Source organism: Prolixibacter sp. NT017 (assembly GCF_009617875.1).
Classification (GTDB): Bacteria; Bacteroidota; Bacteroidia; order Bacteroidales; family Prolixibacteraceae; genus Prolixibacter.
In genome coordinates, this window is the sequence record NZ_BLAV01000001.1 from 1508132 (window position 1) to 1530800 (window position 22669).

General features: G+C 46.3%; 19 protein-coding genes. 11 read left to right on the forward strand and 8 right to left on the reverse strand.

Translation table 11 applies throughout. From position 1 onward, the window contains the following. Positions 1 to 49: 49 nt before the first annotated feature. A complete protein-coding gene (locus GJU87_RS06180) occupies positions 50 to 1039 on the forward strand; it encodes a Gfo/Idh/MocA family protein (protein WP_153638728.1) in 990 nt (329 codons plus the stop codon). Positions 1040 to 1112: 73 nt separating this feature from the next. Here the strand turns inward: GJU87_RS06180 and GJU87_RS06185 are convergent, their stop codons facing one another. The 4 genes from GJU87_RS06185 to GJU87_RS06200 form a co-directional block, all read right to left on the reverse strand. After that, on the reverse strand, positions 1113 to 3128 hold the full coding sequence (locus tag GJU87_RS06185; RefSeq protein WP_228491875.1) for a hypothetical protein: 2016 nt from the start codon (positions 3126 to 3128) through the stop codon (positions 1113 to 1115). 270 nt (positions 3129 to 3398) lie between these two features. Next, a complete protein-coding gene (locus GJU87_RS06190) occupies positions 3399 to 4526 on the reverse strand; it encodes a glycoside hydrolase family 18 protein (RefSeq protein WP_153638730.1) in 1128 nt (375 codons plus the stop codon). 76 nt (positions 4527 to 4602) lie between these two features. Then, positions 4603 to 4980: a carboxymuconolactone decarboxylase family protein gene (locus tag GJU87_RS06195; protein WP_153638731.1), complete on the reverse strand. Its 378-nt coding sequence runs from the start codon at positions 4978 to 4980 to the stop codon at positions 4603 to 4605. 73 nt (positions 4981 to 5053) lie between these two features. Further along, on the reverse strand, positions 5054 to 5725 hold the full coding sequence (locus GJU87_RS06200) for a carboxypeptidase-like regulatory domain-containing protein (protein ID WP_153638732.1): 672 nt from the start codon (positions 5723 to 5725) through the stop codon (positions 5054 to 5056). Positions 5726 to 6153: 428 nt separating this feature from the next. Here GJU87_RS06200 and GJU87_RS06205 point away from each other — a divergent pair, with 428 nt between their 5' ends. The 10 genes from GJU87_RS06205 (at position 6154) to GJU87_RS06250 (ending at position 19366) form a co-directional block, all read left to right on the forward strand. Then, the gene (locus GJU87_RS06205) at positions 6154 to 7356 is read left to right on the forward strand and encodes an aldolase/citrate lyase family protein (RefSeq protein ID WP_228491876.1); all 1203 of its coding nucleotides are present in this window, start codon (positions 6154 to 6156) and stop codon (positions 7354 to 7356) included. After that, positions 7349 to 8920, forward strand: coding sequence for a citrate lyase subunit alpha (citF, locus tag GJU87_RS06210; RefSeq protein ID WP_194831461.1), 1572 nt, complete (start codon positions 7349 to 7351; stop codon positions 8918 to 8920). The genes GJU87_RS06205 and citF overlap by 8 nt, the downstream gene beginning before the upstream one ends. 92 nt (positions 8921 to 9012) lie before the next feature. After that, entirely contained in the window at positions 9013 to 10203 is a 1191-nt protein-coding gene (locus GJU87_RS06215) for an isocitrate/isopropylmalate dehydrogenase family protein (RefSeq protein ID WP_153638734.1), read from the forward strand. After that, positions 10203 to 10763, forward strand: coding sequence for an HD domain-containing protein (locus GJU87_RS06220; protein WP_153638735.1), 561 nt, complete (start codon positions 10203 to 10205; stop codon positions 10761 to 10763). The genes GJU87_RS06215 and GJU87_RS06220 overlap by 1 nt, the downstream gene beginning before the upstream one ends. A 30-nt stretch (positions 10764 to 10793) precedes the next feature. Continuing rightward, the gene (locus tag GJU87_RS06225; protein ID WP_153638736.1) at positions 10794 to 11144 is read left to right on the forward strand and encodes a four helix bundle protein; all 351 of its coding nucleotides are present in this window, start codon (positions 10794 to 10796) and stop codon (positions 11142 to 11144) included. 46 nt (positions 11145 to 11190) lie between these two features. Continuing rightward, positions 11191 to 13002, forward strand: a complete 1812-nt coding sequence (locus tag GJU87_RS06230; RefSeq protein WP_228491877.1) for an aconitase/3-isopropylmalate dehydratase large subunit family protein — start codon at positions 11191 to 11193, stop codon at positions 13000 to 13002. Between the two features lie 17 nt (positions 13003 to 13019). After that, on the forward strand, positions 13020 to 14807 hold the full coding sequence (locus GJU87_RS06235) for an aconitase/3-isopropylmalate dehydratase large subunit family protein (RefSeq protein WP_194831462.1): 1788 nt from the start codon (positions 13020 to 13022) through the stop codon (positions 14805 to 14807). 39 nt (positions 14808 to 14846) lie between these two features. Further along, positions 14847 to 16385, forward strand: a complete 1539-nt coding sequence (locus tag GJU87_RS06240; RefSeq protein ID WP_153638737.1) for an aldehyde dehydrogenase family protein — start codon at positions 14847 to 14849, stop codon at positions 16383 to 16385. Between the two features lie 266 nt (positions 16386 to 16651). Then, the gene (locus GJU87_RS06245; protein ID WP_153638738.1) at positions 16652 to 17857 is read left to right on the forward strand and encodes an NAD(P)-dependent oxidoreductase; all 1206 of its coding nucleotides are present in this window, start codon (positions 16652 to 16654) and stop codon (positions 17855 to 17857) included. Between the two features lie 180 nt (positions 17858 to 18037). Further along, on the forward strand, positions 18038 to 19366 hold the full coding sequence (locus tag GJU87_RS06250) for a saccharopine dehydrogenase family protein (protein WP_153638739.1): 1329 nt from the start codon (positions 18038 to 18040) through the stop codon (positions 19364 to 19366). A gap of 88 nt (positions 19367 to 19454) precedes the next feature. Here GJU87_RS06250 and GJU87_RS06255 read toward each other — a convergent pair whose 3' ends face one another. From GJU87_RS06255 to GJU87_RS06270, 4 genes are all read right to left on the reverse strand, one after another. After that, entirely contained in the window at positions 19455 to 20036 is a 582-nt protein-coding gene (locus GJU87_RS06255) for a hypothetical protein (protein ID WP_153638740.1), read from the reverse strand. A 130-nt stretch (positions 20037 to 20166) separates the two neighbouring features. Then, a complete protein-coding gene (locus GJU87_RS06260; protein ID WP_153638741.1) occupies positions 20167 to 20649 on the reverse strand; it encodes a GNAT family N-acetyltransferase in 483 nt (160 codons plus the stop codon). 146 nt (positions 20650 to 20795) lie between these two features. Next, positions 20796 to 21452, reverse strand: coding sequence for a hypothetical protein (locus tag GJU87_RS06265; RefSeq protein WP_153638742.1), 657 nt, complete (start codon positions 21450 to 21452; stop codon positions 20796 to 20798). Positions 21453 to 22101: 649 nt separating this feature from the next. Further along, positions 22102 to 22653 (reverse strand): hypothetical protein, encoded by a 552-nt coding sequence (locus tag GJU87_RS06270; RefSeq protein ID WP_153638743.1) that lies wholly within the window; start codon positions 22651 to 22653, stop codon positions 22102 to 22104. Between the last annotated feature and the right edge of the window lie 16 nt (positions 22654 to 22669).

The following is a 22669-nucleotide window of genomic DNA, read 5'->3' on the forward strand; positions in this document are numbered from 1 at the left end:
TTGGGGATTCATCGCTGATTTTTTAATTTTATGCAAAACAAAATTAGCTATGAAGAAAACCTGGAAATGGGGAATTCTTGCTCCCGGACGGATTGCCCGAAAATTTGCTACGGAATTACAAACCCTCGATAATGCTGAAATAGTTGCGGTCGGTTCACGTAATCAGGCCAGATCGGACGAATTTGCAGCCGATTTTCATGTGAAGAAAGCTTACGGAAGCTACGAAGACCTGGCTGCCGAGCCGGATGTGGAGGTGGTGTATGTGGCTTCGCCGCACTCGCACCACGCAGAGCATGCCATTATGTGCATGAATCAGGGAAAGCATGTGTTATGCGAGAAGGCGCTTTCGCTGAATTTGAAAGAGGTGATTGAAATGTTTGAGGTGGCCCGGAAGAATGATGTATTGCTGATGGAAGCCTTTGTTACCCCGTTTCAACCTTCGTATCGCAAAGCGAAAGAGATTATTGAATCGGGCGAGATGGGGAAAATTCAGTACCTGCATGGCTGGTTCGGATTTAATACAGCTCCTTACGATCCGCAGGGACGACTTTTCAATCCGGAGTTGGGTGGCGGTTCATTATTGGATATCGGCCTGTATGCCGTGTTCGATGCACTTTGGTTTTTAGGTTCTCCGAAAGATATATCTGCATCGGCTGCCCTAACTGACCGCGGCATCGATACCAGCCTGACCATGCGGTTCGACTATCCGGAAGGTGTATTTGCATCGCTATATTCCTCATTCTATACCGCTTCGGGACCGGGGTGCGATATCTTTTGTGAAAAAGGCATACTACGTATTACCCGGAGAGGAATTTTACATCAACAACTGGAGACCCGTTCGCGGGGAACTGATCCGGTTCGTTATACCTGGGAAGATGACGAGTGCGGTATGAAGCTGGAAGCAGTGGAAGTGATGAAGTGTCTGGATGAAGGCAAAAAAGAGAGTGAAGTGATGCCCTACAGCCGAAGTTTTGAGCTAATGAAAACACTTGATAGTATTCGGGAACACGCCGGAATTCATTATCAGGGTAGAGGCTAGTAAAGAATAAAAGTAAAATAAAACAGGGCACCTTCTTCAGCGGAGATGCCCTGTTTTAGTATGGAAAAGCAGGCTATTTAATGACTTTCAGGGCTTCGTCCACTGCATTCAAAACAGGTTGAGCTGAAATTTTTTGTCCAACAGCTTCCTCCATCCACTGCTGTGGTGTAAGGCGGCCCTGTTCATATATGCGATCGATCTCGTCTGAGAAATTCTTTCCTTTCAAATATTCTTCCAGCTGGAACTCGATGAGCTGACCGTATGAATAAGCCGGCAGATACAACGGATACGAAATCATGTGCGAGTAAATCGCCAGAATCGGCTCGTCTTTCGTCCCAAGAACCGGCGAGAAGTATGTATTCCAAACGTCTTTCGAGATATTAATAACGGCCGTTTTCAATTCGGCTGAATCAGCATTTGGATGCGCGTACAGCCATTTCCACACTTTCATATCAACCATTCCCACACCCATAATTTCCATGAGCGACCAGCCATTATCGAGCGCATTCAGGTATTTGGCCTGAGGATTATCGTCGGTAATACCTAACAGTTTTAAATCACGGCTTTGGAAAATAAACGCCAGTGCTTCGGTAAATGCGGTGTTCGGAACGCCGTGCATCATGTAGTAGTCCATGTTGTAAAGCGAAATCGTTTGCTCCACATTATGGCCGAACTCGTGAACGGCAATGTTGTATCCTTTGTAATTCATTCCGGTAGAAGGAATGCGTGTACGCAGATGCGATTTTTCGCCAATCATCTGTGCGCCCCAGGCATGTCCGGAACCGCGGGCCGGATCGACAGCGATCTTCGAAGCGATAAAGTTTGCTCGTTCATCTGACCAGCCCAGCTGTTTCAGGAGGTTCGGCATATCTTCTTTGAAAGCTTTCGGGTCGGGATAATATGCTTCTGTCTTTTCGTTGAGTGTCTGCTCAGGTATCGAACTACGTGCTTTGAAACCATCGTACCAAATGTCGTACGGACGAAGCGGACGTCCCAGTCGTTCAGCAATTAGCTCACCGATTTGTTTCAGTTCCGGAGAACGAAGATAAGTATCGAACAGCGCTTCCACTTCCGGCTGCGGAATTTCCATCTCCCCCGAAAACTTCCTTTTGATGTACGTGTCCATGTCCGGATAATAAGCATCAATAGCACGTAAAGCGTGAAAATTGTTCAGGATTTGCTGGTAACGGGTGTTTGGCTCTGGTTTGAAAGCAATCTCCTTACCGTTGCTGTAAAGCTTGTTGGCAAACGGTTTCCATTCGTAAGCCGGATTGTTGATTACCTTCACGGGAATATCCTGGTCGATGATTCGTTTCATAACCTCATATATCATATCCTGCTTTTTCGGACCTTTTGCTTTATCAGCATAATCAGCCTTAATCTCATCGCGAAGGTTCCAGTGCGACAGCAGTACCATATCGTCCGGGAACAGTTGCTGGCCGTCGTCGGTGCGCAAATGTCCCATCTCGATGTTGTATTCCGAAATGTAAAGGTCGGCATTGCTGTTCGCTTCGGCGTAAGCTTGCTCCAGTTCAGCCGGAACACGCGCAGAGAAAACATCACCCAATCGGGCGTAAGCCCATTCTTCACGGCTCCACATTGGCGCAAATTTCTCCTTATCAGCTAACGGATAGTAAGGAAAGTTGAGCGCAACGGCAAATGCAATTTTGTTCCGGTAGAAGTCCGACAGCATATGCGAGCCGACCGAGTAGCCGGCGAACATTTTGTCTATGGGAAGCATTGGGCCGGTAGCCAACTGCACATTTTTCTGCAAGGCAAGTGTTATCTCATCAAAATGGCCGTTCAGCGCTTCCATGTACTGGCTGACTCTCTTGAAGAAAGCCTCACGCTGGCTGGCATCGTTGATGTAATTATCCATGCAAAATGAGGTAAACTCTTTCGCCGAACCGTCATCTTTTCGCCATAACGAAGCGGCATGCTTTACACCGCGTTCCATTCGTTCGGCGGTGCTGTCACCATATTTTTCGGTTAGTTTCTGAAGGACGTCATTTACGGTTGTTGCCGGAATTGGACTACCGGCCTGTGCCTGACTCATAGCAGGAGCAAACAGTAGAATGATCATAGTCAAGAGGAAAAACGATTGTTTTTTCACGGGTTCACTTTTTTGTCGGTTAATGAATCGTGTTCACGCCGGAAAGCCTGTCGGGCGACCAGCGATGTTAAAAATAGTGAAATGAACCGGAATGCATTCAACATAAAAGATGCCTGAAAACAGGTGTTGTGATAACCTCTTTCAAATCATTTGTTTGTGATGTAAAATCATATGCGTTGCCATTTGAGTAATAAAAAACGCACCGAAGAAAATCGATGCGTTTTGGAGCTCAACTAATAATGAGTTTTATTTTTCTGCTGTTTCTTTGGCTTTATAGATTGCATCCAGCAGACCATCCTTCATTTTATCGTTGGCAAGCTGCCAGAACATGATACCTCCTAGATGTTGATCAATGGCGTATTTTGTTTTTAAGGCTACCGATTTCGGATCGTCGTAAGTAGCGAACAAGCTGTCTTTTTCATTATACATGTACGGAGCCTGTGCTACGCTATCCCAATGCGCCTTAAAGCCTTGTTGTGGCGATAAAATAGAATCAAACTTGTCATATCCAACACCTTGTTTGAAAACGCCGGCCTGGTACAAGCCGTTATCGACATTCTTCACGCCTTTCCAAACGCGGGCATAGAAAGCTGCACCGATCACAATCTTATTGGAAGGAACTCCGGCTTTCTCCAGGTATTTCACCGCGTTATCGGTCGATTCAGTTTGCGATGTATTGGAATAGAGCGGCGTATGATGGCCCGTCACTTTACTGTAGCCGTTTACTAAGTCGTACGACATGAGGTTTACGTAGTTGACTTCCGGCATTACTGCTTTCCAATCGATGGAGTTTTCGAGGAACTGCTGGAAACCGCCCGCTGCAAAGCTAATGATTGCCTTTTTCCCAAGCGTTTCTCGCAGGGTCGTAACAAGAGCGGTAAAGTTGTCTTTATCTTCCGGAAGGAATTGATGGCCCGGGAATCCTTCGATGGAGGGATATTCCCAATCCAGGTCGAGTCCATCGGCGCCGGAATTGTCAAGGATTCTCTTCACCGAAAGGGCAAAAGTCTTGCGTCCTTTTGGAGTTGAGAAAACTTCGGAGCAGGTTTTGCAGCCGCCCCAGCCACCGAGTGAAATCATGACTTTTAAGTCCGGATATTTTTCCTTTAAGGCAACCAAATGCGCTACACCAAGACTATCCTCCGGAGAGTCGTAGGCCAGCTCATTTCCTTTCAGATGAAGGAAACTGTAGATGACGTGCGTAACCTCGCCAAGGTTATACTGGTCGATTTTATTGGCATCGCCGGCATAATAAGCCATCACGGCAATTTGGCCGGAGTTGTTTTCTTTGGCCGTTGGTTTGTTTTTACAGGAAAAGAGGCCAAGTAGCAAAAAGGCAATCAGATACAAAGTAGAAAGGTGCTTCAGTTTCATATGCAATAGGTTAAAATTCGTACTTCCAGGTCTAAATCTAAGCAATTTCCGATCTTTGGAGACAACTTTTAAAAAGTTATGTAAGATCGGTTCGTTCATTCTCCTGATGAAGGTAAAAATCCAGAACATCCATGGCAAATCGCGCCGAAACGGTACCGGGGCCACCGCTCATCTCGATTCCTACTTCAATGGCTTCGATAATTTCCTCCTGCGACGCACCGGAATCGATGGCTTGTTTGATGTGCCACTCCATGCACGATTCACAATTGATAACAACAGAAATTCCGGTAGCTATAAGTTCTTTGTGTTTTTTAGCGAGCGCCCCGTCCTGATAAGTGCGTTGTTCCATTTCGACAAAAGTCTGGTAGACTTTCGAATTCTTCTGGTAGAATTGGTGTGCTTTTTTTCTTTGAGCGATTATGTTACGAATGGATTCGTTATCTGTTGCTTTCATAAGTTTGTTTTTCGGGTTACCGAAATAAAATTACGAAAGTGATTTGAAAACAAACGATGAAATTGAAATAGGATTAATCCCAGTTTCGCGTGACCATAATGCTGTCGACCATGCCTTCGCGGTAAACACCGACGCGCAGTAGAGAATCGAGAATCATGGTACGGTGTGCTTCGTGAATGGCTTTTTCCCTTCGGATGTCATCGGGTGTTTTCTTTTTGTGGAAAATGGTTGCGACCTCTGCCAGGCTAAAACTGACACCGACGCCTCCGCCCAATGCCGGATTAGTGGACATATTGACCGAAGGTGCACCTCCTTGTGGTCCCAGCGAATGAATCATTTTCTTGATTTGCTTGTTCATCAGGTCGATGTTTTTAGCAAAATATTTCATGTTATTCGGATTCTGCTGAATAATAAGCGGACTCATTTCGTGTGCAGCAAAATGCAGGTAATATGCCTGTGGTGGAGCAATGATATTATAGCTTTTGATTTTAATGATTTTTCTTTCGTAGGAGATATGAGAAACCATCAGTGAATCGCCGGGTTGGCAGGTTAGCGAAAAATGGCCGTCCTGGTTTGTTACCATACCCATCATGGTTCGGTAGTTGATGACATATGCACCTTCCACGGGGATGGAGTCCTTGTCGAAAATAAAACCGGAGAACTTGAAGGTCGAATCGGGCCTGTTTTGGGCAAACAATTCTGTACTGGTAATAAGTAAAATAGCAACGAGTAGCAATGCTCTCATAAATAATAAAAGTTCGGTTTTTACTGAAAGAATTCTACTGCGAAGATGTTGTAATGCATTGGATTCGTTGCTTTAATATTCATGAAGAAAACCTAAAAAATGTTATGGTTTAGAATAAGTTCAGATAGAGAGGAATTCTTCTTGATTTTACATCAGGAACATATAGATATAAGTGACTTTCGGAATGTTATTTTATCGGGATGCAATTATAAATAAAATGCGTGCGTGATAATCTTATTCGGGATATATTATATGTTTTTCGACAATCTTGTGTATGCTGTTTAACATGGGGTTACCCCTGATAACTATCAGGATTTTCAGGAATTTAATTGGCTAACTTTTCAGTCGATTTTAGCACCCAAATTGACGGAAAGCAGCAGTAGGAGGGTACTGAATAATTAATTAGTCAATCATTAACCCAAATGCCCATGACTGCAACAGCCGGAAACCGTGGAGACAGCGTACGCTCGGACTGCTTTGTTCAGATGACCAAAACTGAACAACAGGCAACTGAAATCCGGTTACAAAGCAAAGTTGAAAGCCTGTATGGTGATTCCATCCGGGAGCTTTGTCACGAAGTATTGATTCACTACAATTTACGGAATGTGTTTGTCGAAATTGAAGACAAAGGAGCCTTGCCGTTTGTCACCGCAGCACGTCTTGAGTCAGCCATTCGCGAACTCACCGGAACGGAAGAATCTTTTTTATTACCAGTCGAAACAAGAAATCTTCACCGGACCCGCCGCGATCGAACCCGGAGAACCCGTTTGTACCTACCGGGAAATAATCCGAAACTCATGCTCAATGCCGGTATTTACGGAAGTGACGGTATCATTCTCGATTTGGAAGATTCGGTAGCTCCGGACAAAAAGGTCGAGGCCAGATTGTTGGTTCGTAATGCTTTACGAGCTGTTGATTTTGGTGATGCCGAAAGGATGGTTCGTATCAATCAACTGCCTGCCGGGCTCGAAGATCTGGACTACATCATTCCCGAACAGGTAAACCTGATTTTGATCCCCAAGTGCGAAAATGCCCAACAGATTGTACAAGTCGAAGAGCGCATCGAAAAAATATTGGGACAGGAAAACACCGATATCTACCTGATGCCGATTATCGAAAGCACCTTGGGCGTAGTGAACGCCTATGAGATTGCATCAGCTTCGCCGAATGTCGCTGTGTTGGCTATTGGTCTGGAAGATTATACAGCGGATCTGGGAGCTCAACGAACAGCTGAAGGAAGAGAGTCCTTTTATGCCCGCAGCGCAGTGGTGAATGCTGCCCGTGCTGCTGGTGTTCAGCCGATCGATTCGGTTTTCTCCGAAATTGATGATATGGAGGCGTTGCGCAATAACGTGCTCGAATCGAAAGCGCTAGGTTTTGCCGGGATGGGATGTATTCACCCACGTCAGGTTCCGGTTATCAACGAAGGTTTCAGCCCCGATGGACAGGAAATTGAGAAGGCTAAACGCATTATGGAGGCTTTCGAACAAGCCAGGGAAAAAGGCCTGGGCGTTGTTGCCCTTGGTTCGAAAATGATTGATGCCCCTGTGGTGAAACGTGCTGTTCACACCATCGAACTGGCCATTCAATCGGGTAAACTGTCAACCAATTGGAGAGAAAATCATGAATGAAGATCTGATATATAACGCAGTCGGACGGCTGGTTCCGTCTGAAATAAACGGAGAGCCGGTGGTTCCTTTTATGGGCGTGGGGAAATATCGTCCGGAAGGAAAAAAACATGCATCTGTAATTCCGACGAATGCCGATTACCCAGCTGATGGAAATAAACAGGTTGCTTCGTTGAAAGAAGCGCTGCTGAAAGCCGGGCTCAAAGATGGTATGACCATTTCGACGCATCACCACTTTCGTGACGGTGATTTGGTTGCCAACATGGTTTTTGATGTGGTGAAGGAGCTGGGCGTAAAAGATATTCGTTGGTATCCGTCAGCATCTTTTCCGTGCCATGCTCATTTGATTCCTTATCTGGAAGATGGTACTATCAGCCACATCGAAGGAAGCATGAACGGACCGTTGGGACGGTTCTGCTCGGAAGGTAAAATGAAAAAAACGGCTGTTCTGCGCTCGCATGGCGGACGCTACCAGGCGGTGCAGGACGGTGAAGTGAAAATCGATATTGCCGTGATTGGTGCAGCTTGTGCTGATCCGTTTGGTAATGCCAATGGCTTGAATGGACCATCAGCGAGTGGTTTGCTGGGGTTTGCTTTAGCCGATTCGCAGTATGCTGATAAAGTTATCGTGGTAACTGATAACATGGTGCCATTTCCCTGTGTGCCGTGGCAAATTCAGGGAAACTATGCGGATTATACTGTTGAAGTGGAGAAAATCGGTATTCCGGAGAAGATTGTTTCCGGAACAACGCAGATTACCAAAAGCCCAGACAGACTGCTGATTGCGGAGGTGACGGCTAAATTCTGTGAAGCAACCGGCATCATTCGCGATGGATTTTCGTTTCAGGCAGGAGCCGGAGGAACCGCCCTTTCCATCGGGATTTACTTTGGTGAAATCATGCGCCGGAAAGGTATTAAAGCGCGGTTTGCCCGTGGTGGGAGCAACAAATACCTGGTGGAGATGCTGGAAGAAGGGTTGGTGGAGTACATACTCGACGGACAGACGTTTGATTTGGAAGGTGTTCGTTCCATGCGCGATAATCCTAATCATACCTGGACCAGTCCATTTACCAGTTACAACTACCACAGCAAAGGAAACTTTGCCGGTCTGGTGGATGTGGTGATTTTAGGTGCTACCGAAGTGGATGTGAATTTCAATGCTAATGTGGTAACACACTCCGACGGGAGGTTATTACACGGACTTGGGGGATGGCAAAATTGCCTCTTCTCCAAAACGGTCATTTTACCGGTGCCGCTTTTCCGTGACCGCATTCCGGTGATTGTGGATGAAGTAACCACGCTTTGTGGACCGGGTGAACTTATCGATGTTATTGTGACTGAAAGGGGCATAGCTATTAATCCTTTGCGGAAGGATTTAATCGAAAAAGCGAAAGATTCCGGTCTTCCTATTCGAACCATTGAAGAGTTGAAGGAGGAAGCGGAACGGATTTGCGGAAAACCGAAAAAACCTGTGTTCACAGATAAGATTATCGCCGCCATCAAGTGGGTGGACGGAACTGTGATTGACGTGGTGCGGCAGGTCGAAGAAAAGAAAACAGAAAATTGAACCAATATTAGCGACCAAGCCGATTTAAAAACAAACGAGCGCAACGCCTCTGAGTGCCAAAAATCAGTGGCGTGCTAAAAAATCAATTGACTATGGCAAAAAGAACCATCGTAGCGATGCCGGGCGACGGCATTGGAAAGACAGTCCTTCCCGAAGCCATCAGGGTACTGGAAGCAGCCGGATTTGAAGCCGATTACGTAGAAGGTGACATTGGCTGGGAGTTTTGGTGTAAAGAGGGAAATCCGCTGCCAGAGCGTACTATCAAACTTCTGGAAGAGCACAAAGTGGGATTGTTTGGAGCGATTACTTCGAAACCGAAGGAAGAAGCACTTAACGAACTTTCGCCCGAGTTGAGGGAAAAAGGCCTGGTGTATTCAAGCCCGATTGTTGGTCTGCGTCAGCATTTCAATCTCGATATCTGCATGCGTCCGTGCCATACTTATAAGGGAAATCCGCTCAACTTCATTCGTCGCGGAAAGGAAAACAGCGTCGAAGAACCTGAAGTGGATGTGGTTATTTTCCGTCAAAATACAGAAGGCCTCTACGGAGGTGTGGAGTGGAGTGATCCGGACGACAAAGTTTATGATGCATTGATGACGCATCCCAAGTTTGTGAAGAACTTCGGTTCGGTTCCCCGGAATGAGCTATCGGTTTCGACCCGAATCTTTACGAAAAAAGCGACTGAACGCATTCTTCGCGCCGCCTTTGTTCATGCTGCGAAATATGGTTACAAGTCGGTAACGCTTTGTGAGAAGCCTAATGTGATTCGTGAAACTTCGGGAATGATGTACAAAATGGCGAAAGAGATTCAGCAGGAATATTCCGATATCGCTCTTTGGAATACCAATATCGATGCTCAGATGATGTGGTTGACCAAGAATCCGGAAGATTACGGAGTGATTGTAGCCGGAAACATGTTCGGTGATATTGTCTCCGACGGTTTTGCCGGATTGATTGGTGGTTTGGGATTTGCCTGCAGCGCCAACATGGGCGACGAAGTGGCTGTATTCGAGCCGACGCATGGTTCCGCACCGAAGTATGCCGATTACGATGTGTCGATTGTCAATCCGATTGCCATGATTGAATCAGCCTGCATGATGTTGGATCATCTCGGTGAAAATGACAAGGCCATCAAAATCCGGAAAGCTATCGCGGAAGTGGTAGCCGAGGGCAAAGTCCGCACATACGATATGATGAAGATGTCGGGACGGCCCGATGTAGTTGAAAAAGGTGCCGCTTCGACGCAACAGATGGCCGATGCTATCATTGAAAAATTGAAGTGATGAGCAATCTGGAACAAGTATACGATCTTTGGCCGGAGCTGCTCTGGATTAAAGATGAGGAACTCCGCGACGAGACCGCAGAAACATGGCGTTGGGCATTGGAAAGAAGCATGCTAACACCCGAAGATTTGCACCGGATTCCGTTCACGCTTCTTTGTGGACCGGATCTGAAAGTCAGTTTCATGGACCACAAACGGGCGGTAGTTCACATTGCCCGCGAAAGTGGCATGAAGATGAACGAGTTCTTCAAGAGTGAGCTACCGGTCAACATGGATGTCCTGATCTCTGGCGCTATCCTGGCTGATGTGGGCAAGCTTCTGGAATACGAGCTGGATGAAAACGGGAATTCCTTTCAGGGAAAATATGGCAAACTGTTGAGACATCCGTTTTCGGGTGTTTCGCTGGCTGAATCCTGTGGTGTTCCACCGGAAGTCTGCCATATCATTGCGGCACATGCGGGTGAAGGTGATATGGTGAAACGCACTACAGAGGCGTACATTGTACATCATGCTGATTTTATGACCTTTCTTCCTTTTAAGGCAATGAGCAATGAAAAATGAACAGTGAAAAATCAAAATGAATAATGGACAATGAAGGAAAATCAGGTCGTCGATAAATCGTTTGCCTTCGCACTTAAAATTGTGGAGTTGTCCCGGTATCTGATGAAGGAAAAGAACGAGTACATTCTTTCCAAACAGGTTTTAAGATCGGGAACATCCATTGGTGCCAATATTGAGGAGGCTCAAGGCGGATTTTCGAAGAAAGATTTTTCTGCTAAGATGGGAATTGCTTACAAAGAAGCTCGTGAAACAAAATATTGGTTGCGACTTCTGCATCAATCGGGATACATTGATGAAGCAAAGCTGAATTCTTTGTTGCCCGGTTGCGAGGAACTTCTAAAGATGCTGTATTACATCGTAAAAAATTCCAAAGCAAAATGAAAGCTCTATCCAATTGTTCATTTCTCATTTTTAATTTCTAATTGAAATGATGACCATCATTGAGAAAATAATTGCTAATCATTCCGGAAAAGAGTCGGTGAAACCCGGTGAAATTGTCGATATCAGTATCGATGTTCGTCTGGCCCGCGATTTTGGAGGAGCAAACGTGGTGAAGAATCTGGTGGATAACCAGCTGGTCATAGAGAACAGCGATAAAACTTTCTTCACCTTCGACTGTAATCCAACTGGCTCGGATCAGAAATATGCTGCCAATCAGCAAAAGTGCCGGCTTTTTGCCCGCGATTTCAATATCCGGGTGTACGACATTAATTCCGGTATTGGAACCCATCTGGCTATTGACAAAGGTTTGGCTGTTCCTGGCTCAACGGTGGTTTCTACCGATTCGCATGCCAATATTCTGGGGGCTATTGGTGCTTTCGGACAGGGAATGGGCGATCGCGATATCGCCGCTGCCTGGGCACGCGGTGCCGTTTGGTTCAAGGTTCCGGAGTCGGTAAAAATTACCCTTATTGGAAAACGTCCGGCAGGTATTTATGCCAAAGATATTGTCCTGAATTTACTGAAGCATTTCGGTGCCAGTAGTTTGTTGGGCAAATCGGTAGAGCTTTACGGCGAAGAAGTTGAAAAACTTACCCTGGATGAACGCATCACCATCTCTTCCATGGGGACGGAAATGGGAGCTATTGCGGTCTTCTTCCCGCCATCGGATGAGGTAATTCAATATGCAAAAGAGCGCTCCGGTGAAGATTTCGAGCCGGTATTTGCTGATGGAGATGCAAATTACGCGGAAACTTTCGAACTGGATATGGCAACCTTCATTCCGGCTATTTCCCTTCCGGGAAAACCACACGATGTGGTTCCGGTGGAGCAGGTAAAAGGCACCAAAATCGATTCATCGTTCATTGGTAGTTGTACGAACGGGCGCATGGAAGACATGCGTGCGGCAGCCCGGATTCTGAAAGGCCGGAAAGTAGCTCCCGGAGTGGTCCTGAAAATCGTTCCTTCTACAGATGAGGTGTGGAATGCCTGCATGGAAGAAGGTTTGATTCGTATTTTCAAAGATGCCGGCGCTATGCTAAGCAATGCCGGATGTGCCGGATGTGCTGCGGGTCAGGTGGGACAAAACGGACCTGGCGAGAAAACCGTTAGTACCGGAAACAGGAACTTTGCCGGTAAGCAGGGCAAAGGCGACGTCTATCTGGCTTCGCCGGCTACGGCTGCAGCTTCTGCGGTAGCAGGTCATATTACCACTGAAGATGATTTGCCGGAACGACCTTCACTATTCGAGGAAGGACATGGCAAGCAGGAAGCTGTGCTGGTAACACATCATGATAATGAAAAAGAAAAGCCGTCAGTAATTGAAGGAAGGGTTTGGTTGATCATCGAAGACAACATCGATACCGACATGATTTTCCATAACCAGCATTTGGCGATTACTGAATTGTCGGAAATGGGGAAATACACCTTTGGCAACCTGAAAGGCTGGGAAGATTTTGCCACCAAAGCGAAACCGGGTGATATCGTCATCACCGGGAAAAACTTTGGTGCAGGAAGTTCTCGTCAACAAGCAGTCGATTGTTTCAAGTCGTTGGGCGTGCAGGCTGTTTTGGCTGAATCGTTCGGAGCTATTTACGAGCGAAATGCCATCAATGCCGGTTTCCCGATTATGACTTATGAGTCGGTTGAAGAGCTGGATCTGCAGAATGGTAATGTGATTACTGTTGAATTTGAAACCGGTAAGATAACCAACAGGGAAAACGGTAAAAACGTTATGGTTCAGCCATTCTCTGATGTTCAAATGGAAATCTACCGAAAGGGAGATTTGCTTCATGTATAACGTTAAAAATTTGGCGTATGTCAGGAAAAACGTTTGCTGAAAAGATTTTGGGTGCTCCGGTTGGAAGCATTGTGTTTGCCAAACCGGATATCATCCTGTCGCACGATAATTCATCGAGTATCGAAAAGATATTCCGCAAGATGGGCGGCGACCGGGTTGCCGATCCCAATAAATTACTGCTGGTGCTCGATCACAACGCACCACCTACTAACGCCAAGCTGGCGAACGACTATCAGCAAATTCGCGATTTCGCAAAAGATCAACACGTATCAAGTTTTCACGATGCGGGGCAGGGGATATGCCACCAGTTGATGGCTGGTCATGCACGGCCGGGAATGTTGGTCGTTGGTAGCGATAGTCATACCTGCACAGCAGGAGCTTTCAACGCTTTTGCAGCTGGTATCGACCGGACCGAAACAGCCGGGTTATGGAAACAGGGTGAAACCTGGTTTCGCGTTCCTGAAACCATCAAAATTACCCTGACGGGGAAATTGCCGGAGCATGTGTATGCGAAGGATTTGGCTTTGTATATCATCGGCATGATTGGTTCTTCAGGGGCTGATTACATGTCCATAGAGTACCATGGCGAAGGTGTGAAAACACTCACGGTTGCCGACCGGATGACCATTGCGAACCTGGCCTCGGAAATGGGGGCCAAGAACGCTGTTTTCCCGGCAGATGAAAGGCTGGAAGAATATTTCGGAGCCAAATTCAAAGCCATTTGGGCCGATGATGATGCTGTGTATGCGAAAGAGTACACCATCAATCTGTCGGAATTGTATCCGGTAACGGCTTGTCCGCACCATGTTGACAACGTAAAGAGCGTGGATGAAGTAGCCGGAACGCCGGTTGCTCAGGCTTTAATCGGAACGTGTACCAACGGTCGTATCGAAGACTTGCGGGCAGCGGCAGCGGTTCTAAAAGGGCATAAAATACCGGAAGGATTCCAGTTGCTGATAACTCCGGCTTCGCGTGAAATATACCTACAGGCCATGAAGGAAGGTTTGGTAGAAATCTTCCTGGAAGCAGGTGGAAATGTTCTTTCACCTTCGTGTGGTCCATGTTTGGGAACAGGGCAGGGAATTCCGGCTGATGGCATCAATGTAATTTCAACGGCTAACCGCAACTTTCTGGGAAGGATGGGTAACAAGAATGCTTCTATCTACCTGGCATCGCCGGCAACGGTGGCCGCTTCCGCTTTGCGTGGTGAAATTACTTCGCCCGAAAGGGCAACCTCTGCGCACAAGTTTCCGTATCACAAGCAGCAGACGGCAACCGTGGTAATAGATCCCGGAGATAATCGTCGGCAGAGTGGTGTGTGGAACTACGCGGATGTGGATAACCTGAATACCGACCAGATGTTTGCCGGCAGTTTGACGTACGAGGTTAACAGTTCGGAACCGGAGAAGATTGTCCCACATTTATTTAAAGGCTTTGATGATCGCTTTGCTGAAAATGTGAAGCTGGGCGATATCATTGTGTGTGGTGAAAACGTTGGTTGCGGAAGCTCGCGCGAACATCCTTCGGTTGGTTTGGTTAAAGCCGGTGTACGTGCCGTTATCGTGAAATCGGTTTCCCGGATTTTCTTCCGCTCGGCCATCAACCAGGGGCTTCCCATTATTGTGTTACCCGAAGCTGTCAATGCTTTCCATAAAGGAGAAAGTGTGGAAGTTGATATGGCTTCCGGCGTGATTTATATCGGAACGAAAATATTCCATTTCAATCCGCTGCCCGAAAAGCTGATGCAGATTCTGGGAAAGGGCGGTCTGGTGAACTGGATCCGCGAAAGCGAAACAACCATTTAAATGAACTGAGAATATATAACAACATAAAACGTAGATAGTATGCAAGAAATGAAGGATGTACTGAAAATATTAGGCATCAAAGATGTGAATCCGGGGTTGTGTACCGGTACGAAATGGATTGATACTACCGGTGATAAACTTACGTCGTATTCGCCGGCAGATGGAAAAGCTATTGCCGAAATTAAACAAGCAACACTGGAAGATTATCGGAAAGTGATCGATACGGCAAAGGACGCGTTCAAGGTATGGAAGAAGGTACCCGCCCCGAAACGTGGAGAGATAGTTCGTCAGATTGGTTTGGAACTGCGCAAATACAAAGAACCACTGGGTCGTTTGGTTTCCTATGAGATGGGGAAAATTTACCAGGAAGGTCTGGGCGAAGTTCAGGAGATGATTGATATCTGTGATTTCGCGGTTGGCCAGTCACGTCAGTTGTATGGCTTCACCATGCACTCGGAGCGTGCTGAGCACCGTATGTACGACCAGTATCATTCGTTGGGCATTGTTGGCGTGGTTTCAGCATTTAACTTCCCGGTAGCAGTTTGGGCATGGAATGCTATGATTGCTCTGGCAGCCGGTGATGTGATCGTTTGGAAACCATCGTCGAAAGTTTTGCTTTGTGCGGTTGCCGTTCACAACATTGTGGCCGATGTACTGAATCGTAACGATATCCCGGAAGGTGTACTGAACCTAGTGGCTACCAGCTCGAAATACCTGGGTGATGACATGTTCAGCGATAAGAACATCCCGCTGATCTCCTTTACCGGTTCTACCCGCGTAGGTAAGAAAGTGGGCCGTTTGGTCGGTGAGCGTTTGGGCAAATCCATTCTCGAATTGGGCGGTAATAACGCCGTGATTGTAACACCGACTTCCAGCCAGGAAATGGCGCTTCGGGCCATCGTGTTCGGTGCTGTCGGAACAACAGGACAGCGCTGTACATCTACCCGTCGCGTTATTCTTCATCAAAGTATTTACGAAGAGTTTAAGCAAAAACTCATTAATGTATATAAGGGCTTGAAGATTGGTAATCCGCTGGACGAAAAGAGCCATGTGGGACCGCTGATTGACAAAGGAGCTTCGGATACTTATTTCAAAGCTATTGAGAAGGTGAAAGCCGAAGGTGGCAAAATCCTCTTTGGTGGTGAAGTTTATAAGGACGCCAGTTGCGAATCGGGATGCTACGTGGTGCCTTGCGTTGCCGAAGTGGAAAACCATTATGAAATCGTTCAGGAAGAAACGTTCGCTCCGCTGCTTTACGTGATTAAATATAGTACGCTGGATGAGGCCATCGAACTGCACAACGCCGTTCCGCAAGGTCTGTCATCTGCGATGTTTTCAACCAACCTGCTGGAAACTGAAAGGTTCTTGTCGCACGAAGGTTCCGATTGCGGAATTGCCAATATTAACATTGGTACTTCCGGCGCTGAAATTGGTGGTGCTTTTGGTGGGGAAAAGGATACCGGTGGCGGCCGGGAATCAGGATCTGACGCTTGGAAAGCTTATATGCGCAGACAAACCAATACCATCAACTATGGTTCGGAATTACCGTTGGCTCAGGGAATCGAGTTCAACGTGTAGCATTTTGACAGGTTCATACATTTGACAAGCTCGTTGGTGTCGCAACCGGACGGCAGGCAGAAAGTACGATGAATGGTTCAGTTAACTTTCTGTACTGCCTCCGGTTTTGCAAACGTGTGTAGTTGTATCGAAAGTTGCTTTTTATATGATAAGCAACGCATATTTTCTTATCTTGATGGGGATTTCCCAAAAATCTATTGTTAGAGCCTGTTTATATCACCCAATTCCGGTTCAAACTTTTTATTAACTGAATAAAATTTCTGCGAATGAAGCTAGGTATCCTGAAAGAAGGTAAAGTACCGCCCGATCGGCGTGTGCCTTTTTCGCCCGAACAGTGTCTCGAAATCGCCCAACGTTTTCCGCAAGTGGAACTGACAGTTCAATCCAGTCCCATCCGTTGTTTTCCGGATAAAGACTATTTGGACGCTGGCATTTCCATGAACAACGATTTGAGTGATTGCGATATCCTGATGGGAGTGAAAGAGGTACCGATCCCCGATTTGATGGAGGATAAAACGTATCTGTTCTTTTCTCACACCATCAAAAAGCAACCGTACAACAAAAAACTTCTTCAGGAAATCCTGCGAAAGCGAATTCGTTTGATAGATTATGAAGTATTAACCGAGCCGAATGGAATGCGTGTGATTGGTTTTGGCCGGTTTGCCGGGCTGGTTGGTAGTTACAAAGGTTTGCGTGCGCTAACCATCCGTCATGAGTTGCCTGAACCGAAGCCTGCTTATGAGTGCCACGATTTGGCTGAGATGAAATCCGAAGCCCGAAGATTGGAACTTCCTCCGTTGAAAATAGCAGTGACCGGTGGTGGACGAGTTACCCATGGCGTTATGGAGATGCTGGACGAGATGAAGATTCGGAAAGTGAGTATTGAAGAATATCTCGCTACAGACCACGTCGATGAGCCGGTGTATGTGCAGCTCGAGCCGGATGCTTACAACAAACGCAAAGATGGCAGCGCTTTTGATTTTGGACATTTTGTGAAAAATCCACAGGAATACGAAGGTAATTTTCTTCGGTTTGCCAAAACTACCGATTTGCTCATTTCAGCGGCTTACTGGGACCCGAATGCTCCGGTTTTATTTACCCCGGAAGATATGCGCAGTCCGGATTTCCGCATCAGGGTGATATCCGATATTACCTGCGATATCAAAGGTTCTATTCCTTCTACGTTGCGAGCTACTACCATCGATGAGCCGTTTTACGGATACAATCCGGTAACGGAACAGGAAGAAGTTGCTTTTACCAATCCGAAAAACATTACCGTCATGTCGGTGGATAATTTGCCTACCGAACTGCCTCGCGATGCTTCTGTCGATTTTGGCGAAAACCTCATCAACCGTGTGTTGCCGTCTTTACTGGGCGATGATTCCGAAGGTATTGTCCAACGGGCTACCATTACCGAAAACGGTAAGCTAACGGAGCGGTATAAATACCTGGAAGATTGGGTAAACTCATGAATTGAAAAAGTGTGTGATAGTGTGAAGACGAGTGTGTGAGATGGGGGAGATTAGGAGAAGATGAGAAAGGGTGAAAGGGAGAGTGGGAGAATTCCATTCCACGTAAAGGCTGTGGTCTGAAATCTTTATTCTAATGTCTGGAGTCTAAAATCTTGATTCTAATATCTATTGTCTTTTAGTATGAAAAAAATATTCATCATCGGCGCCGGGCGTTCCTCTGCTACGCTAATCCGGTATCTGGAAGAACAGGCATCTACCTTTGGCTGGGAAATCACGGTAGGTGATCAGGATATTAACCTGGTGAAGGAAAAAATAACGCCGCCCACCCGAGCTCTTGTCTTCGACGTGTTCGATGAGCAGCAGCGAAACCTGGAAATTGAGCAGGCCGATATTGTGGTATCGATGTTGCCGGCCCGGTTGCACCAGGTGGTGGCGCTGGCTTGTCTCAAATTTGGTAAGTCGTTGCTAACGGCTTCTTATGTATCCGACGAATTAAACGGCCTGGATGCAGAAGTAAAGGCGAAAGGCTTACTCTTTCTGAACGAAATGGGTGTTGACCCGGGTATCGATCATATGTCGGCCATGAGGCTGATAGATCGTGTAAAGCAAGAAGGTCACGCTATTACCGATTTCGAGTCATTTACCGGAGGACTGGTAGCACCTGAATCGGACAACAATCCGTGGAATTACAAATTCACCTGGAATCCCCGCAATGTAGTGGTTGCCGGGCAGGGCGGACCCGCCAAATTTCTTCAGGAAGGAAAATACAAGTACATCCCGTACAATCGTCTTTTCCGGCGCACCGAAGTAATCGATATCGAGGGATTTGGAAAGTTCGAGGGGTATGCTAACCGCGATTCGTTGAAGTACATCGACAAGTACAACCTGCAGGGAGTTCCTACCGTTTACCGGGGAACGTTACGGCGACCGGGATACTGCCGGGCGTGGGACATTTTCGTACAGCTGGGCGCCACGGACGACACGTACTTCATGGAGAATACCGGGAACATGACCTACAAGGAGTTCATCAACTCGTTTCTCTATTATGCCGAAGCATCGGTGCGGTTGAAACTGTATCACTACATGCACATCGATCAGGATTCGGACATTATCGATAAGCTGGAATTTCTGGAGCTATTCAGTGATAAAAAGATTGGCCTGAAAAGAGCTACTCCTGCGCAGATTCTGGAACATATCCTTTCGGAGAAATGGAAGATGGAGCCCGAGGATAAAGACATGGTGGTGATGTGGCACAAGCTACTTTACAATCGAAAAGGTGATGCACACCCGGTGAAGATGACTTCTTCGATGGTTGTTTTGGGCGAGGATTGTGTGCATACAGCGATGTCAAAGACGGTGGGATTGCCGTTAGCCATTGCCACTAAGATGGTCATGACCGGACAAATAGCTTTGACTGGTGTGCATATTCCCAATCGGAAGGAGATTTACGAGCCAGTGCTGAATGAACTGGAGAATTACGGTATCACTTTCGTGGAAAAGGAAGAATAACAGAGTTTTGGCATAAAGAAAGCTCAGATTCTGATTGCTTACGTTGAATGAAACGAGCAGTCAAAGTCTGAGCTTTTATTTTTTCGGATTATTCGTCAACCGACCAACTCCAAACAATGCGTGCATCACCGGTGGAGAAGTTGTTCATACGGTCGAGTTCCGTTTGTGTTTCAAACTCCTCATCGAACTCTTCGTCCATCGACACAAAACCGAAGTCGCGGTCTTTAATGCTTCGCAGAATGCCACCGATTAATGGCAATGCTTCTTTTGAAATCACCAGCCAGGGAAGTGCTCCGGCACCCAACATATCGCCGACAATATCGAAGGCGTGCTTGCCTAGCTGGCCCTTTACCTGTTGGAGCATCTCACCGGCACTACGTGTATGCTTCCGGCAATGGCGAAGATAAACCCGTACTTTAATGCGACGATCTTCGGGCATATCCCTTTCAAGAATAAATAAACCATCAGCGCCGTCATCGGTTGCTTCCGGAACAAAGTTCAACACGTTTTTTTGACGAGGAGTAAGCCGGATGTATGGTTCAGGCGTGGTCGTGAGCACCATCTTGTCGTTGTCTTCTGGATGTTCAGCTACGATAACGAAATAGAGTTGCCATCTTTCTTTGGGGCGAAGAATAGTGAGTTTTTCGAATTCCAATTTGATTTTAGCCATGGTCAGATAATATTTATTGGTCAAATTCTTTCGGTTAAAATTCTTGTTGGGAACAGGAATTATAACCTCCTGAATTTAATAAAATATTATCATAATCAATAACATTCTTCGATAATCTCTTACTGTGGAATTATAACTCCTTCAGCATCCAGATGGTGCAGGCGTAATGCCCGGTATCGCCGACAGGTTGTTCCAATCGGCGAAAGCCTGCTTTTTTGTACATGCCTACCGCCTTTTCCAGTTCGGGGAGCGATTCGAGGTAGAGTTGCCTGTAGCCTTGTTCGCGTGCCGAATCGATGCACTGTGCCATTAATTGTTTGCCGATTCCGGTTCCGCGTACCGAAGCTGCTACGTAGAACTTCACCAACTCGGCACATCCTTCCGGCAGACCGTTGGATGGATATATGCCACATCCGCCCACGATTTCGCCACTGGCTTCAGCAATCCAGTATTCCGCTTTCGGTACCTGGAAAAGCTCGTACAGGTGGTCGGTGGTGGGATCGGTGTAAACGGTTCCCGGACGGTCGATTTTGAATTCCCGGAACACTTTCCGAATCATCTCCGCCAGGGGAGCATTATCATCAGGTGCAATTTGTCGGTAGGTAACCTTCATGCTTATTCTTTTCTGTTTCCGAAATCCGGTGTTGAATTCCGGCGGACGGTAAAATTAGAAAATGTGACGAGGAATAAAAAAGCCGGCCCGTTGTGGAGTTGCCGGGCCGGCCTGATGAAGGTGTGCTGAGAGGTGAAATGAGAAAGCTAACTACGTACAAGCACACCCAATGCTTCCAGTAACTGAGGCTTATCTTCCAGTGCTATGATGGCTACGTCGTAAAAATCGGTCATCCAGTCGTCGATAACGGCGAAGGCGGCGTCTTTAGCCTGGGTTGCCTCCTGTGATTCTCCCATTTCCCGGTAGTATAATTTGCGGGCGCTCTCCATGGCTTCGATGTCGGCGAGGGTAGCGGTGGCTGCATCGGCCGTGAGTTTCAACCGGGCCAGTTTGCCTGCGATGGAGGCGTTATCTACAACGATGTTGTAGAAGAATTTCATGGTATCGACCCAACTGACGTAGCTATGAGGGATGGATTTAATCACTCCGAGTTGCGACAGGGTCACCACATCGTTGCGGAAGACTATACGGGCCTTTTTGCGATCGCGTTTGAATGTTTGGTAGAGCGCCTTTTTACGCGCTTTGTAGTCGACGCGCGCATCGACGGTTTCGTCATCCTCCTTCTTGTTGAAATTGTAGGCATTTCGTGTTGAGACGAGGATTTGACGGCCTTCGGCAAGCATTTCGGGGCTGTACCCGAATTCGGCCATGGCAGCCGCAATTTCCGGCTGGTTTTCGGCATTGGTTAATGCGGTGTTGTACAGGTCAAGAATTTCGGCGTCTGTTTTGTACGATGTTGTCATGGTAAAATGGATTTAGGTTGAATGTATAACTCGTTAATTGATCATTTTCGTTGGTGAAGCCGTTCTGTTAGTTACTTACCTACCTTTTCTGTCTTACTCCCGACCCTTTTTTCCCAGGTCTGGAGCTCATTTTTTCCGGTCCCGACCCTTTCTGTCTCACTCCCGAGCCCGTTTTCCCTGGTCCCGGCCTTTTCTGTTTTACTCCCGACCTGTTCTTCCCAGGTCCGGGGCATCTCTATCCGGCTACGGCGTTTGTCTATCCCGGTCCCGGCTGTTTTTATCCCGCTACGCACGTCTTTTATCCAGCTCCGGACGTTCTTTTTCTTAGAACATAGCCTCTCTTCTTGCTGCTTCTGTCATTCTACCGGTGGATGTGGTACCTCTTCCGGTTGAACCGGTCTGTCTGCTTCGTGTTTTTGGATTTTCTCTCTCTGTCTGATACCAACGATAGCTAAGATAGGGAATTTGAATTAAAAAATAAAGGAATCTGTAGATGAATTGTTTTGTCGTATTCTTTTATCTGTATGATGTGGGAATTTAGTTTTAACGGTTGGTACATGTTGTCGTAGAGTAATTTCTTACCACGCCACTCGACTAAATGTATTGATTTTCATTGTTTCAAATTTTTAGGGCGGAATTTATTATTAAATTATTCCAAAATGTAGGTACTATCATTTGTTATAATAGTATCACCCATACTAGGTGTTTTGTTTATTTGCTTGGTTACGTCTGTTGCATGGTTTGGCTTTAATTTGCTTATAGATACATTTGAATCTGCATCTAATCTATGGCAATTCCTAATTGATAACCCTAATGTCACTAAAGCAATAATAGGATATAACCATGCTGAGACATTTTTAATTTTTCTTATGGGATTATTGGTTGTCCAATCTAGCTGGTCTTGTTTGAACTCCTTGAAATATAAATAGGCAAGTCCATCAGTATTTATTTTATACTTGTCATTTTTAACATCTACATATTTTTTCTTCAATAATTCATTTATGGCAAATTCTACAATATGTTCATCTATTTCCGATAGTTGTGAAATCGAATGTATTGAGCTGTATTCGTCTTTTTTTATTTTTTCCCCAAACAGTGACGGAAAATCAAACTGGTTTAGAAATTCACACAATTTTAGTGTTCGCAAAACGTTCACTTCGTTTGCTAATTTTCTATTTAATTTCTCAATTTCTATTTTCATATCGTTCTATTCCAAA